The sequence below is a fragment of the Marinobacter persicus genome, assembly GCF_002934325.1.
GTDB classification, from domain to species: Bacteria; Pseudomonadota; Gammaproteobacteria; order Pseudomonadales; family Oleiphilaceae; genus Marinobacter; species Marinobacter persicus_A.
Genome location: NZ_PTIV01000023.1, coordinates 18,632 through 33,855 on the forward strand (window position 1 = coordinate 18,632; position 15,224 = coordinate 33,855).

The window sequence follows — 15,224 nt, forward strand, 5'->3', positions numbered from 1 at the left end:
TTAGAACTGCTGCTTGGCCATCCAGGGAATGATGCGGTCAAACGCTTCTTCCATCTTCTCCACGCTGGTGGCGAAACTGAAGCGCAGGGCATTCGTGCAGTTGTCGCCGAAGGCATCCCCCGGCACGGCGCAAACACCCGTCTCCTTGAGCATCCTCAGGGCCAGATCGGAACCGTCGACATGGGGCGGCAGATTCGGGAAGGCGTAGAAAGCCCCGCCCGGTTTGTAGCCGGTCATGTGTGGCGTCTGGTCGATCAACTCCACAATCTTGTCCCGACGCTCCCGATAGATGTCCACCATGTCGTTGACACACTTCTGATCGGCGGTCAGTGCTGCTACCCCAGCAAACTGGGCCGGGGTATTGGCCACCGAGGTGGTGAACATGTGGTAGCGCCGCAGGGACTTGATCGCCGCCTGGCTGGAAATCACCCAGCCCACGCGCAGCCCCGCCATGCTGTAGGTCTTGGAGAAGCTACTGATGCACATGATGTTGTCCAGGTCCATGGAGCAGTTGAGGACACTGGCAAAGTCGTCATCATCGAACACCATGTGGTCGTACACCTCATCGGCGTAGACCTGGATACCCCGGTAGGCGCACTCCTCCAGGATGGTCTCCACAGTGCTGCGAGGATAGACCGCGCCTGTCGGGTTATTCGGGTTGTTCAGGATCAGCGCAAAGGTGCGCGAGCCCATGGCCCGGATAACCTCATCCGGATCCAGCTGGTGGTTGTTCTCCGCCCGGGTGGGAATGTACTTCACCTCGCCGCCGTTCATCCGGATCAGCGGTGCGTACAGGAGGAACGACGGGTCGGTTACCAGGAACTGGCGGCCCGGCGCCGATGTCGCCGAAATTGCCAGGTACAGTGCCTCGGTGGCGCCACTGGTGATCAGGATGTTATCCCGGGTCAGCTTGCGGTTATAGCGCCTGCCGTAATAATCCCGAAGCGCGACGAGAAGCTCCGGCAGGCCGGCATCCATGGTGTAGCCGGTCTGGCCCGCATTCAGGGCGTCCACGTAGGCGTCAATGATGTGCTTGGGCGTTGGCAGATCTGGCTGGCCGATGGAAAGGTGAATGACATCTTTCATGTTCGACGCCATGTTCACCAGCCGTCGAATCCCTGATACCGGAATGGCCTGCATGGCCGGGTTCCAACTGGCCTTGGCTTTGCGGTACTTCATTTTACGCGGTTTGCTTTGGCCGGTGTCTCTGTTCAGGGCTTCTGCCATATACACCTCCGGACGGCGGGAAAAGTGGGTAACTGTACCTGCAGGTTAGCCAGTTACACAGGCGGGAGCAAGCGGGTTGACCAGCGTTGTATCGGGAACCAGACTGTAACCAGATTAATTCCTTAACAGCAGGTTCATCGGAGGTCAGATGACAGCATCCAGCAAACCGGTCGTAACCGTACTTACCGCTCCTGGCGAGGACGCACCGCCAGGCATCGAAGACGTGCAGGCGCGGGCCGAAGTCCGCTTCGCCAGTGATGAGCAAACGTTGCGGGACACGCTTCCCGGCACCGATGTGATGATGGTTACGGATTTCCGAACCGAGGCGCTGGAGGCCGCGTGGTCCTGTGCTGACAAGCTTCAGTGGATCCACGCCACCAGTGCCGGGGTGGATGCCCTGATGTTTCCTGGACTGATTGAAAGTGACGTAACCGTAACCAACGCCCGGGGTATTTTTGACCGGGGCATCGCGGAGTACGTGGCCTGCACCATGCTGATGTTTGCCAAGGACTTCCCGCAAAACATCCGGCTGCAGCAAAAGCACCAGTGGAAGCACCGCGACACGGAGCTAGTGCACAAGAAACGGGTGCTGGTGGTGGGCGCCGGTTCCATCGGCCACCAGATTGCCCGCCTGGCCAGGGGCATCGGCATGGAACCCCATGGCATTGCCCGCAAGGCCAAGACGGACGACCCGGATTTTGAAGCCATTCACAGCAACGACGACCTGTTCGATCAGTTGCCACAGGCGGATTTCGTGGTCATTGCCGCGCCGCTGACACCGCAGACCGAGGGCCTGTTTGACCAGAAAGCTTTCAAGGCCATGAAAAACAGCGCACGGCTGATCAACATCGGCCGCGGCCCGATCGTCAAAACCGACGATCTGATCAGCGCCCTGGATAATGGCGAGATCGCCGGTGCCGGCCTGGACGTGTTCGAGGAAGAACCTGTACCGGAAGACCACCCGCTGTGGGACTACGAGAACGTGACCATGAGCGCCCACATGGCCGGCGATTTCATCGGCTGGAAGCGGGCGCTGACCGACCAGTTCCTGGAAAACTTCGATCTGTGGCAGCAGGGCAAGGACCGGTTCAACCTGGTGGACAAGAAGCTGGGTTACGCCAAGAAATAACGCTTCGCAACGAAGACAAGCCGCGACGAAAAAGGGAGCCACACGGCTCCCTTTTTATTGACTGCTTTTCAATCGCTGCTGGGCGTCTCGCCTCAGTCACCCGACAGCGACTGGTCCGTCGGGTCAATTTCCATCTGCTGGATGGCAATCACCGCCTGGGTGCGGTTACGCACGCCCAGCTTGCGGAAAACAGCGGTAATATGGGCCTTAATGGTGGCCTCGGAAACGTCCAGGTCGTAGGCAATCTGCTTGTTGAGCAGGCCCTCGGCCAGCATGCCGAGTACCCGGAACTGCTGCGGGGTCAGCGAGGCCAGGCGGTCGGAGAAATCAGTTGCCTCGGCCTGCATGCGCTCGATCTTTTCAGCCACACCGTCTGGAAGCCAGACATCACCTTCAAGCACGGCCTGGATGGCCAGGGTGATGGTCGGCAGCGGCGCGGACTTTGGAATGAAACCGGAAGCGCCATAATCAATGGAGCGGCGCATCACCTGGAGATCTTCGGAGCCGGACACAACCACCACCGGCAACCCCGGGTACTGCCCGCGCATAAACACCAGCCCCGAGAAGCCATGGGCACCGGGCATGGTCAAATCCAGAAGAATGAGATCTGCATCCGGATGGGATTCCACCGCTGCCTGCAGTGACTTGATGCTGTCGACCTCAACGGTGTTGGCATCCGGCACTGCCTGATTAACCGCCTGCTTCAAAGCTGCCCGGAACAGCGGGTGATCATCAGCGATGATAATTGTTTGACTCATTCAACAGATTCCTTACAGGTTGTTGGCAGCGATTTTACCCAAAATGCGGCGCATAATCTTGCCAGAACACATCTTAAGCAGTCCAGGCAGCGAGTACCAGCGGCGAACGAAGTGTACAGCATACACGGGGGCTCGTCCGGGTTCATTGACCTGTGTGCGCGACGCTGAGCCCCAGTTCACGCATGAAGCAATGGATGTTGGCCGGCATGGGGCCGCTAAAGGAGAGCCGGACCACAACGTCATTCCCAACCGGATGACACCGGGAGCCCGCTTTGAAGCCGCCCTGCTCCAGCAGGCAATCGACACGCCGGGCAATGGCTTCGCCCGAATCCATCCAGGTAATGACGTCCGGCAGGCTGGCCCGAAGCCACGGCAGCAATAACGGGTAATGAGTGCAGCCAAGCACCACGGTATCGACACCCGTCTCTCGCAACGGGGCCAACGCTCGCTCAATTCCCTCGCGAGGCGGCTCAATGCCGGCCACCAACCCTTCAGCCCAGCACACCAGATCCGGATTGCCGACCCGGACAATCTCGCAGTCGGCGGCAAAGGTCTGGATCAGGTCCTCCAGATAGGGCCGCTGAATGGTGGCGGGGGTGGCCAGAACACCGATCCGGCGATTTTTGCTGCAAGCCGCTGCCGGCTTAATGGCGGGCACCACGCCCACCACCGGAATGTCGGTACGGGCCCGCAAGGCCGGCAGCACGACGGTACTGGCGGTATTGCAGGCCACCACAATCACATCACAGAGAAGCTCGGCCTGGGACTGCTCAATCAGGTGACAGCAACGTTCCACCACCACCTCTTCCGGCTGGCCCCCATAGGGGAAACCAGCGTTATCAGCCAGGTAGACCAACTCCACATCCGGGCGCGCGCGATGAATGCAGTCAGCCACACTCAAACCGCCAACGCCGGAATCAAACACCAACACCCGGGCACACCGATCAATCACAGGCGTTCTCGCCTCCCTGATCGGCAATGTCAGCTTTCATGGCGCGAATCAGCCGTCCGGCAATAGTGGTGGACGGCGGTACCGGCGGATGGTCGTCCACCGTGAACCAGCCGGCATCGGCCAGCTCGTCTTCCTGCAAACGCAACTCACCACTGCGGTAATCGGCGAAAAAGCCCACCATCAGTTGGTGCGGAAAGGGCCAGGGCTGGGACGCCTGATAGCGGATGTTCTCAATATCCAACCCGGTTTCTTCCTTCACTTCCCGGGCCACGGCCTGCTCCAGATTTTCCCCCGGCTCCACGAAACCGGCAATCAGGCTGTAGAAGTTGCGGGTCACCCGGGAGGATTTGGCCAGCAGGAAGCGGTCATCACGGCGGATTACGGTAATGACACAGGGAGCAATGCGAGGATACCAGGGCATATTGCAGCGCGAGCACCAGCGGGCCCGCTCCCGGGGATGGGGGCCGGTTCGCTCCCCGCAGCGACCACAAAAGCGATTGTCCTGCCACCATTGCCAGAGCTGGAAACCGGTATTGAGAAGGTCAGCCGGGGAATCGGGGCGTTCGAGCAGCGCTTCACGCAGGGTCAGCAATTCAAACCCCGGCAAGCCGGGATCGGGCAGTTCGGTGACAAACACCTTGCGCCCGCGCCAGCTGCCCATGGCCAGGGCCTCGGGCCGGCTGTCGCCCATTTCCGGGCCACCCCAGGTGAGGAACCAGTCGTCCCTTGGCTTCAGGATCGCGTTTCCGGAAAATGCCAGCAGCAGGTCCCCGTCCTCTGGCGAGGCCTCCGACCAGCCCGGCAACCAATCCGATCCGTTATCCACCATAAACCCTACTCTGCCAACCACTGATTTGCGTGCCGGGAAATGTACCACATCTTCAACATCCACAAGAATTGCCAGGCTTTGCCACCCTCACACAACCCGGTAGACTTGTGGCCTGTTCCCAGGGCCGGAGAAACCTTTACATGCGATTTTACCAGGGCGTTCGTAACCTGATCCTGTCTCTTCTTCGCAAAATCCTGTTTTTGTGGGTCAGGACTGATGTAAGCGGCAACACCCTGGAAGCGCTGGGCCTGGACCCGGACAAACCGGTTTGCTACGTGCTTCAGTACCGCTCCCTGTCCAGCCGGCTGGTGCTGGAGCAGGAAGTGCGTCGAGCCAAACTGCCGGGGTCCCACGACACGTTGCCAGTCAAGGATGGTCCAGGCCATGCCTTTTTCTTCCTGTACAAGCGCATTACCGGCCTGTTCCGGGGGCGCCGCCAAAAGCTGGTGGCCACCGACGAATTCAACGAACTGGTGCGCTTTGGCCTGGAGCACCCGGAACAGGAAGTACAGGTGGTTCCCGTGGCCATGCTCTGGGGCCGGGCACCCGACAAAGAGCGATCCCTGGTCAAACTGCTGCTGTCAGATAACTGGTCGGTGGCCGGTCGCCTGCAGAAGTTCCTGATCATTCTTCTGCACGGGCGCAATACCTATGTGCAGTTCGGCCAACCGCTGTCGCTCCAGGAAACCATTGACGAATACCGGGACAACGAGGCCAAGGCCAACCGCAAGCTGGCACGGCTCCTTCGCACCTATTTCCGCCGGGTGCGTCAGGCGGTATTGGGCCCCGATCTATCCCACCGCCGCACCCTTGTGGATGGACTGATTCGGTCCCAGGCGGTAAAAGAGTCAATCCAGAAAACGGCGGCCACAGACAAGGTTCCGCAGCATAAGGTTCGCCGCAGGGCCTACAAATACGCCGACGAGATTGCCGCGAATATGTCGGTGGTCGCCATCAGGGTGCTGGAGCGGCTTCTATCCCGCCTGTGGAACCGGATCTACGATGGCGTGGATGTGCACAACATAGAAATTGCCCGGGAAGCGGCCCAGGACAACGCCGTGGTCTATGTGCCCTGCCACCGCTCCCACGTGGACTATCTTCTGCTGTCCTACGTGCTCTACCGCAACGGATTGATGCCGCCCCACATTGCCGCCGGCATCAATCTGAATATGCCCATCGTTGGCCCCATCCTGCGCCGTGGCGGCGCCTTTTTCATGCGCCGGAGCTTCCGGGATAACCCGCTGTACGCCACGGTGTTCAATGAATACATGCACGTGATCTTCACCCGGGGCTATTCGGTGGAATACTTCGTGGAAGGCGGGCGCTCCCGTACCGGGCGCATGTTGCAACCACGGGCGGGCATGCTGGCCATGACCGTGCGCAGCTTCCTGCGCGATCACCGCAAACCCATCGTGTTTGTACCGGTCTACATTGGCTATGAGAAGGTCATGGAAGGGCGATCCTATCTGGGCGAGCTGCGGGGCAAGAAGAAACAAAAAGAGAGCGTATTGGGGCTGGCAAAAACCGCCCGCAAGCTGCGCCACTCCTTCGGCAAGGTGTCCGTGAACTTTGGTGAGCCTTTGCACCTGGCCGACGTGCTGGATGAAGATCACCCGAACTGGCGCACGGAAACCTACAGCGAGGATTACCGACCCTACTGGCTGCCCCAGGTGGTCAATGATCTGGCCGGGCGTGTCGCCAGTGGCATCAATGCCGCCGTGGCAGTGAACCCCATTGGCCTGACCGCCACCACCCTGCTGGGCACCGAACGCATGGCCATGGACGAGGGCCAGTTGATCCGCCTGATGGATCAGTACGCCAACCTCTTACGGGCCTACCCCTACGCAGACACCGTAACACTGCCCGACGGCAGCGGGCGGGACTGGCTGGCGTATTGCGAAAACATGGGCCTGGTGATCCGCCAGCCCCAGAAGCTGGGCGACATCATCGCCCTGGAAGGTCGCAACGCCATCCTGATGACCTATTACCGGAACAACATCCAGCACCTGTTCGCGCTGCCGGCCCTGATTGCCAGCCTGTTCGAGACCCGGCCCAGCCTTCGCCGCGAAAAGATTGTGTTCCTGGCGACCGCCGCCTACCCCTACCTGCAGTCGGAGCTGTTCCTGCACTATCCCCGGGAGGAGATTGAAACCGTTATCCAGCACTGGATTGACGTATTGATTGAGCAGGGTCTGCTGCACCAGCTGGAAAACGACCGCATCGGGCGTCCGGAGGAAGGCACCGATGAGATGCTGCGAGTGCGAATCCTGGCCCGGTTTATCATCCAGACCCTGGAGCGCTACCACCTTGTGCTGGGCATTCTGCGCAAATACGGGTCCGGCACACTGACCGCCGAAGAGCTGGAAGAGCAAAGTACGCTGCTGGCCGAACGTATGTCGATCCTGTTCGGGCTGAATGCGCCGGAGTTCTTCGACAAGACCCTGTTCCGCAACTTCATTGCCAACATGCAGGAAAACGGCGTTTTGGAAGCCAATGAGCAGGGCTTGTTGGTTTATCACGAAGTGTTGGAGCAGGTCGCGGAAGACGCCCGGCTGGTACTGAGTGTGGAGAAGCAGCAGGCGATCCAGCAGATCACCATGATGGATGCCTGACTTGAGCGACGGGTCTAGCCTGGCAGGGCCTTGAGGGCGTAGATGTCGTAGCGGCTGCTTTTGCCTTCGATGCGGGTGGCCGGTTCCGGGCCCTCCACGGCAGGCGCCTTGCGTGGGCGCTTCACCACCACCCGGTAACGGGCACTGGCCAACGCGGCCGCCAGCAACTCACTGGAATCGTCGTCGTCACCCACCACACGTCGGAACACCTGCATTTCTTTTTTCACCAGGGCGGACTTGTCCCGGTGGGGAAACATGGGGTCCAGGTAAATTACATCGGCGACGTCCGGCCCGGCTTGCTGTAACCACTCAATGGAACTGCCGGGTTTCAGCTCCATCCTCGCCACAATCGGAGCGCAATCCGGGTTCAGGGCCGCCCGGGCCAGGCCATCGGCCAGCAGGGCATGGATTACCGGGTTGCGTTCCAAGAGGGTGACACGACACCCCAGCCCCGCCAGGACAAAGGCATCCTGACCCAGACCGGCAGTGGCATCCAGCACATGCAATGGCGCCTGGGTTTTCTGCAACCCCACGGCCTTGGCCACCAGTTGCCCGGCTCCGCCGCCATGTTCGCGCCGATACCCCATCTTGCCGGTCACAAATTCTGCCCGCACCGGCCCAGGTGCGCCCTTGCCGGTGACCTGCAGGGCCAGACCCTGTTCGTCGAAAAGCAGTAGCAGCTCAAATTCGCGGACTTTTTTCGGGAGCACCGACCCCAGCCAGGTTAAGCCCAGGTCACGGGCAAGCGCCTGACCGGCGTTCTGATCACCAAGGGGCGTGCAGCCCACGGCAAGGATGTTGATCAATTCGGGAGACAAGGGAGAGGAAAGGGAATCCGGCATCAGACCATGATATCAATGCCGGTCAGCACTGAGCCATTCTCGTATTCCTGGCCAGCGGCAGCCACACCGGCAAAAGTCGACAGGGCGCGGGCGGCCGAAGGCGACACATCGTCCGCGCGGAAGATTTCCAGGCGAGCATCTTCTGCGGCCCGACGAGCCTCAACCCGGCGGGGCAGGAACTCCTGGGATTCGCTGGCGTTCTGGCCCTGAGGAGCGCCGTCGCGGCTTTGGGCCGGTGCACCCAGATCCCGGCGTGCGGATTCCACCGCATCGGCCATCGGCGATGCGGCAGACGCACGTGCGTTCTCCCCACGCTCACGAGCAGGCGTGTTGTTGCCCGACTGGACCTGGGGATAATTGGCCGAATTGATACCGCCGATCATGGGCGATCACCGTAACGATAATGAGTCATCAAAAGCATTATGGAAGAATCCGGGCAGGATGGAAAGTGAGGGAGTTTTACTACCGCCCGGGCAGCTTCTTCCAGGTCACTTCGTCCCGGACATAGACCGGCTGGGCCTGGTCGGCGCTGACCGCCTCGCCATTATGGAATCCCCGTTCAGCCAGGCGAGCGACCTGGGCAGCCCGGGGCACCAAGGAGTCGTCCATGCCGCTGATATGCTCCGTCACAGCCTGGGGCATGGCGTCCCGGTATTTCCAGCCCTGGCCAGCGCCGAACCAGTGTCCGGACACGCCGGCCCCTGACTCAGGCAGAGCCACAGCCTCGGGCGGGCACACCCGCTCATTGCCAAGTGCTTCAGGCAGGCCATCACGGCACACAAAGGTACCCCAGTAGACTTCCCCCATGCGCGCATCAAAGGCCACCGCAATACCGTCGCCCTCACCCAGTGATTGCTGCTCAATGGCATTGAGCGCCACAGCCGCCAGAGAGGACACCGGCACCACGGGCAGGTCGAGTCCCCAGGCCATACCCTGGATCACGCCGGTGGCGATACGCAAGCCGGTAAACGAGCCTGGGCCACGGGCAAACGCCAGGGCGTCAAGATCCGAGGGGGAAAGCCCCTGCTCCGCAAGCAGTTCGCGGACCATGGGCATCAAAAGGCGGGTATGACCGCGCGGTGCCACTTCAAACCGCTCGGTGATCTGGCCATCAAGCCACAACGCGGCCGAGCAGCCTTCCGAAGACGTGTCCAGTGCCAATAACTTCACAGAATCCATGCCTCCGGGGCTTCCTCAACGAGGTTTACTTGAGTTTGGACAGAATTTCGTCCCGGATGCTGTCCATGCTGCCAACGCCTTCAACCCGAACGTATTCAGGCGCCTCGGACGGTGCCTTGTCGGCCCACTGCTGGTAGAAATCCACCAGCGGCGCGGTCTGATCATGGTAAACCTGCAGGCGCTTGCGAACCGTCTCTTCCTTGTCGTCTTCACGCTGAACCAGCGGCTCGCCGGTCTGGTCGTCCTTGTTGTCTTCCTTGGGGGGATCGTATTTCACGTGATAGATACGACCACTGCCCTCGTGTACGCGACGACCGGACAGGCGGCTGACGATTTCCTCGTCATCGACGGCGATCTCAACCACATAATCAATGTCGATACCCTGATCTTTCAGGGCTTCCGCCTGGGGAATGGTGCGGGGGAAACCGTCCAACAGGAACCCGTTCTTGCAGTCCGGCTGCTGAATGCGCTCTTCAATCAGGGCAATGATGATGTCGTCGGAAACAAGACCACCGCTGGCCATGACTTCCTTGACCTTCTCACCCAGCTCGGAGCCAGCCTTGATTGCGGCACGCAGCATGTCACCGGTAGAAATCTGGGGAATGGAGAAACGCTCGGTAATAAACTGAGCCTGTGTACCCTTACCGGCGCCCGGCGCACCTAACATGATAATTCGCATATACCTTGTGCTCCCATTGTCTTGTATATCTTTGGAAAAGCTACGACAAAGACCGATACGTTGGCGGCAGCTTTTTTGCTGCCGGCAATGACCATTGGCGCACCGAACCAAAAACGGGTGAGGATTATACCGAAGTCGTAGCCCACAGAGAAAGCCCGGGCTCGAAACATTGGCTGATCTACTCTACCGGGCGAGGGAGGATGCCAGAACATCCAGGTCCGAGGCAACCCGCGCCACATCCTGCTGAACCCGCTCTACTGCGGCCGGCGACAGCCCCAAAGCGGCTGATAACCCAGCGGTGTCGTCCGGATTAAATTCATCACCCACGCCCTGTTCCTTGAGCAGGGCGTTCGCCAACTGGACCAGCCAGACGTAATCCTCATGATCGCCCCGATAGCCCGGATGTTGGTGCATGCCGGCTGCCTTGATCACCGGCTCGGGCAACTGCCACAAGCGATGCAGGATGCCGCCAATGGCGCCATGCCCGACCGCCAGGATGTCCGGCTCCGCGCTGTGGCCAAACACTTCCTGCTCCAACGCGTGCATGCTGGCGTCCGGATTGGTCTCCCGCAGGGCGTTAAGCTCGTCAAACTCGGCGGGGAACAGGTGGCCCACCAACAGCAGCCCAAAGTTGTGCAGCAGGCCACACAGGTAGCCCAGGCCTTTGTCCCGACCGCTCGCCTCGGCCAGCCCCTGGGTCAGAAACGCGCAGTACAGTGAATGGCGCCAGAAGTTGTCCATTCCCAGGGCGCCATCCCGGGGCACATCGAAGGCACGTACCGAGGCAATCCCGAGGGCAATGTGGGCCACCCGATCGAACCCGAGCACGCGAGTGACCGCCTCCTGCACCGAGTGGATCTTGCCCGGATAGTTAAACAGGGCGGATCGGGCGTAACGCAGGATCTGGGCGGTCAGGCTGGGGTCGAATTCAATCAGCTCGGCCAGTTGCCGGGCAGTGGCATTGTTATCAGCCGTCAGACGCAGAATACGCAGCGCCAGCGCCGGCATTGGCGGCAACCGGTAGAGCTTCTGCAGCCTGTCGGCGACTTCCTCAAGGGTCAGGCCGGCGGCTTTCTCGCTGCCCTGCCCCCGGATCACGATATGCCCACTGCGGGCTCCGGCCAGCGCCAGGCGCAGGGAACGGCCGTCCATACTGACCAGTGTGTCATCGCTGCCTCCGGTAAAGATCACCTGTTCCGCCGAGGCCACGTCCTCATCCAGGATCACTGGCAGATCCCACGGGGCGCCCAGGGGAGGTACAAAACCTGGCTGACAATCGGCAAACAGGTGCGAGGTTTGGCGGGCGGTCAACGGCTGGAGGCGTCGTTCGGTGAAACGGCTGACGGCGTCGGGATCGAGTGCACTGTCAAAACGATGAACCGCCATCACCACGCCATTAAGGTCGATCAGCAGACTGGCCCGGACAAACTCACTCTGGGATCTGCCCGAGGCAATCACGGCAGCATCGAGGTTTTCGGCTGGCTGGATGTTGATCTGGCGGTAGGGAATGGCCTTGCGGGCCAGGTAATTGGACAGTCGTTCCGACAATGCCAAGGTAAAAGCTCCTGTTTATGATAAGCCGGCGCTTTCCCGCGCCGGCCCATAGTGTCTGCAGGTTAACCGGTGTTGCGCATGCCAGCGGCGATGCCCGCCATGGTCACTTTCAGGGCACGTTCAACCACATCGGGCACCTCGCCCTTGCCTTCCCCTTCGCGATCCCGGCGCAGCAATTCCGCCTGCAGGTAATGCAACGGATCGGTGTAAGGGTTACGTACTTTCATGGACTGGGCGAAGACCGGCTCGGCTTCCAGCAGGGTCTGCTGTTCCTTGAGCTCCAGCAACCGGGCAATGCAGTTACGCAGACGCTCGCGCAGACTGGCCCCCAACACCCGCAGCTTCTCATCATCCACCAGTACCTGCTCGTAATAGCTGGCAATGCGAAGGTCCGATTTGGCCAAAACCATCTCCAGCATATCGACATATGTCCGGAAAAACGGCCAACCAGCCATCATTTCTCGCAATTCGGGCAGACGATCCTCTCGGGCGGCGGCTTCGAGCGCTTCGTCACTGCCCAGCCAGGCCGGCAGCATCATGCGCATCTGGGTCCAGGCGAAAATCCAGGGAATGGCCCGCAGGCTTTCCACACCACCGGTGGGCTTACGACGCGCCGGGCGACTGCCCAGGGCCAGTTTACCGAGTGCCGTTTCCGGGGTGACCTGGCGGAAGTATGGGACAAAATCCGGATGTTCGCGCACCACATCCCGGTAGGATTTCAAGGACTTCTCGGTCAGCCAGTCCATCATCTCGCGCCAGCTGTCCTTGGGCGCGGGTGGTGGTGCCAGCGTGGCTTCCACCACCGCCGTGGTGTAGAGGGTCAGGCTCTGGACCGCCAGCCTCGGCAGGCCAAACTTGAAGCGGATCATCTCACCCTGCTCGGTGATGCGGAAACTGCCGTTCACGGAGCCCGGCGGCTGGGACAGAATCGCCCGGTTGGCCGGGCCACCACCGCGACCCACGGTGCCACCCCGGCCGTGGAACAGGGTCAGGTGCACGCCGTACTTGCCGGCCAGTTCGGTGAGCTGTTCCTGGGCCCGATACTGGGCCCAGGCCGCCATCAGCTGGCCGGCGTCCTTGGAGGAGTCGGAGTAGCCGATCATCACTTCCTGGCGTCCGTCGCAGTAGTGTCGGTACCAGTCCACCTCGAACAGGGCTTCCATGCTCTTCGGGGCGCCCCGCAGATCGTCCAGGGTTTCAAACAGCGGCACCACGCGCATGGGGAAGGTCATGCCCGCTTCCCGCAACAGCAGGATAACACTGAGCACATCCGAGGGTTGGCTGGCCATGGAAATCACGTAGGAGCCCAGGGCTTCCGGGGTTTGCTGGGCAACCACTTCGCAGGTTGCCAGGACTTCCCGGACGGATTCGGAAGGTTCCCAATGGCGGGGCACCAGCGGCCGGCGCCCTTCCAGCTCCCGGAGCAGGAACGCCTGGCGCTCTTCCTCGGGCCAGGATTGGTAATCCCCCAGGCCCAGGTAATCAACCATTTCAGCCACCGCTTCGGTGTGGCGGTCGGCCTCCTGACGGATGTCCAGCCGAATCAGCGACAGACCAAAGGTGTGGGCCCGGCGGATCATGTCCAGCAGGGGCCCGTCGGCGATGGTCTTGAGCCCGCAATCCACCAGCGAGCGGTAACAAAGCTCCAGCGGGGCGGTAAGATCTTCTTTTTTAAACAGAATACCTTCGTCATCCGCCACTCTTCCGTGGGCACGGGCGAAGGCCCATTCACGGGTCCGGCGCATGCGCACCCGCAGCTCATCAAGAACCACCCGGTAGGGTTCGGGAGCACCATCGACCACGGCCTTGAGTTCATCACTGGCCTGCCACATGGAGAGTTCGTTGCGAAGCGCCCTGAGATCGCTCAGGTACAGGTCCGCAGCCCGATAGCGCCCCACCATGAAAACTTCGCGGCTGACTTCGTGAGTCACATTGGGGTTGCCGTCCCGGTCACCGCCCATCCAGGAAGCGATACGGATGGGCGATGCCTGCAGGGGCAGGCCCTTACCCGTAGCCCCTTCCAGCGAGGCGTCGAGATTACGGAGAAAGTGTGGCAGCGCATGCCAGAGGCTGTTTTCGATAACCGCGAAACCCCACTTGGCCTCATCCACGGCGGTGGGCCGCTGCTGCCGGATCTCGTCTGTGTGCCAGGCCTCGGTAATCAGCCGCGCCAAGCGCTCGACGATTTCATCACGCTCCGCCGGCAGCAGATCTTCATGGTCCAGCTGTGCCAGGCACTCAGACATATCATCGTATTTCAGGATCAGCGTGCGTCGGGCCACTTCGGTGGGATGGGCGGTAAGCACAAATTCGATGCGCAGATCGGCCACCCGGCGATGCAGCTCGTCAGCGTCCACGCCGCCACTCTGCAGTCGGTCGAAGACCTCACTGAGCGATTCCACCACCAGGTCGGACGGGTGCCCCTGCTTACGGCGGATGCCGTGGTACTGCTCGGCCAGGTTGGCCAGGTTGAGAAACTGGTTGAAAGCCCGCGTGACGGGCAAAAGCTCGTCGTCATCCAGTTGACGCAGCAGCGTGACCAGGCGCTGACCGGAGCCGCTTTCCTGTTTGCGGTCAGCTTTCGCGGCAGCCCGGATCTCTTCGATCCGGTCGTAACATTGCTGCCCGGGGAACCGCAGGATGCTGTGGCCCAGCAGCTCGCCCAGCATACGCACATTGTCTCGCAGATCCGGATGCAGTTCAGTCACAATAGGTTCCTTCTGGATTGACGGGAGCGAATTAAACTTACGATACTAAGAGTCAACAGCGAAAGTCTATTGACGATTCATCATCCCAGCCGAGGACTCTCTATGAAAGTAACCGATCTCCCCCAGCAATGGGAAAAAGAAAAACAAGACGTGGAACGTCCGCACGAATACAACCTTCGGGTACCCCTGGAGGATGCGGCACGGATTGCGGCTCTGGCCGAGCTCTACCCCGACCGTACGGAAAGTGACATTCTGAATGACATGGTGGCAGCGGCCCTGGACGATCTGGTCAGCCAGGGACCACTGAAAGAAAGGCTAAAGAACACGAACTGATATCAGGCAACCGACTCCATCTGCCGCGCCTTCAGCCGTTCCATGTGTTTCTTGCTGAGGGCGACGAGCTGGGGCGTCAGGCCCGCATCCTCGTAAATCTCGAAACCATCCTCATCATAGGCAACCACCTTGTCACCCTGCTTGTATGGCAGGCCGGTCTCCAGGTCATCCAGCGCTGCGGTAATCAGATCGCGCATCAGATCCTGAGGCGACTTCATGGGGTACATCTCTACCAGCTTCTGAACCAGTTCGTGGTGTTCTTCCGACAGGGACACAAACGTCGGCTCGCGAGTCAGCCGACCACGACCGTGTTCATCCCAGTGCTCGACCAGTTGCTGGATTTTCATATGGCATTCACCTCTACATCGGATTCAATCACGCATTAAACACATTCACGTGTCTGTAACCAGAGTGTAGCCCAA

At 60.6% G+C, this 15,224-nt stretch carries 14 protein-coding genes; 3 read left to right on the forward strand and 11 right to left on the reverse strand.

All coding sequences use genetic code 11. The features are described from left to right. On the reverse strand, positions 1-1,227 hold the full coding sequence (locus BY454_RS12005; protein ID WP_104416713.1) for a pyridoxal phosphate-dependent aminotransferase: 1,227 nt from the start codon (positions 1,225-1,227) through the stop codon (positions 1-3). 148 nt (positions 1,228-1,375) lie between these two features. Here BY454_RS12005 and BY454_RS12010 point away from each other — a divergent pair, with 148 nt between their 5' ends. Beyond that, complete coding sequence (locus BY454_RS12010) at positions 1,376-2,356, forward strand: D-2-hydroxyacid dehydrogenase (RefSeq protein ID WP_181049693.1); 981 nt, start codon at positions 1,376-1,378, stop codon at positions 2,354-2,356. 92 nt (positions 2,357-2,448) lie between these two features. On the opposite strand, the gene BY454_RS12015 is transcribed toward BY454_RS12010, so the two are convergent. From BY454_RS12015 to nudC, 3 genes are all read right to left on the reverse strand, one after another. Beyond that, on the reverse strand, positions 2,449-3,114 hold the full coding sequence (locus tag BY454_RS12015) for a LuxR C-terminal-related transcriptional regulator (RefSeq protein ID WP_104416715.1): 666 nt from the start codon (positions 3,112-3,114) through the stop codon (positions 2,449-2,451). A 142-nt stretch (positions 3,115-3,256) separates the two neighbouring features. After that, positions 3,257-4,066 carry a glutamate racemase gene (murI, locus tag BY454_RS12020; RefSeq protein WP_104416716.1) on the reverse strand — a complete coding sequence of 270 codons (810 nt, stop codon included), beginning with the start codon at positions 4,064-4,066 and terminating at the stop codon, positions 3,257-3,259. Further along, a complete protein-coding gene (gene nudC, locus BY454_RS12025; protein WP_104416717.1) occupies positions 4,059-4,895 on the reverse strand; it encodes an NAD(+) diphosphatase in 837 nt (278 codons plus the stop codon). The genes murI and nudC overlap by 8 nt, the downstream gene beginning before the upstream one ends. Before the next feature lie 140 nt (positions 4,896-5,035). On the opposite strand from nudC, the gene plsB reads away from it, so the two are divergent. Next, positions 5,036-7,507, forward strand: a complete 2,472-nt coding sequence (gene plsB, locus BY454_RS12030; RefSeq protein ID WP_104416718.1) for a glycerol-3-phosphate 1-O-acyltransferase PlsB — start codon at positions 5,036-5,038, stop codon at positions 7,505-7,507. A 14-nt stretch (positions 7,508-7,521) separates the two neighbouring features. Here plsB and BY454_RS12035 read toward each other — a convergent pair whose 3' ends face one another. From BY454_RS12035 to ppc, 6 genes are all read right to left on the reverse strand, one after another. Beyond that, the gene (locus BY454_RS12035; protein WP_104416719.1) at positions 7,522-8,349 is read right to left on the reverse strand and encodes a class I SAM-dependent methyltransferase; all 828 of its coding nucleotides are present in this window, start codon (positions 8,347-8,349) and stop codon (positions 7,522-7,524) included. Beyond that, positions 8,349-8,732: a UDP pyrophosphate phosphatase gene (locus tag BY454_RS12040; protein WP_104416720.1), complete on the reverse strand. Its 384-nt coding sequence runs from the start codon at positions 8,730-8,732 to the stop codon at positions 8,349-8,351. Before BY454_RS12040 ends, BY454_RS12035 begins: the two co-directional genes overlap by 1 nt. 79 nt (positions 8,733-8,811) lie before the next feature. Next, a complete protein-coding gene (gene tsaB / locus BY454_RS12045; protein WP_104416758.1) occupies positions 8,812-9,519 on the reverse strand; it encodes a tRNA (adenosine(37)-N6)-threonylcarbamoyltransferase complex dimerization subunit type 1 TsaB in 708 nt (235 codons plus the stop codon). A 34-nt stretch (positions 9,520-9,553) separates the two neighbouring features. After that, on the reverse strand, positions 9,554-10,207 hold the full coding sequence (gene adk / locus BY454_RS12050) for an adenylate kinase (protein ID WP_104416721.1): 654 nt from the start codon (positions 10,205-10,207) through the stop codon (positions 9,554-9,556). Positions 10,208-10,390: 183 nt separating this feature from the next. Further along, positions 10,391-11,761: an HDOD domain-containing protein gene (locus tag BY454_RS12055; protein ID WP_104416722.1), complete on the reverse strand. Its 1,371-nt coding sequence runs from the start codon at positions 11,759-11,761 to the stop codon at positions 10,391-10,393. A 62-nt stretch (positions 11,762-11,823) separates the two neighbouring features. Beyond that, positions 11,824-14,469 carry a phosphoenolpyruvate carboxylase gene (gene ppc / locus BY454_RS12060; RefSeq protein ID WP_104416723.1) on the reverse strand — a complete coding sequence of 882 codons (2,646 nt, stop codon included), beginning with the start codon at positions 14,467-14,469 and terminating at the stop codon, positions 11,824-11,826. A gap of 102 nt (positions 14,470-14,571) precedes the next feature. Between ppc and BY454_RS12065 the strand changes: the two genes are divergently transcribed. Then, positions 14,572-14,802: a hypothetical protein gene (locus BY454_RS12065; RefSeq protein WP_104416724.1), complete on the forward strand. Its 231-nt coding sequence runs from the start codon at positions 14,572-14,574 to the stop codon at positions 14,800-14,802. A 2-nt stretch (positions 14,803-14,804) separates the two neighbouring features. Here BY454_RS12065 and BY454_RS12070 read toward each other — a convergent pair whose 3' ends face one another. Further along, on the reverse strand, positions 14,805-15,149 hold the full coding sequence (locus BY454_RS12070; protein WP_104416725.1) for a pilin assembly protein: 345 nt from the start codon (positions 15,147-15,149) through the stop codon (positions 14,805-14,807). Positions 15,150-15,224: the final 75 nt, after the last annotated feature.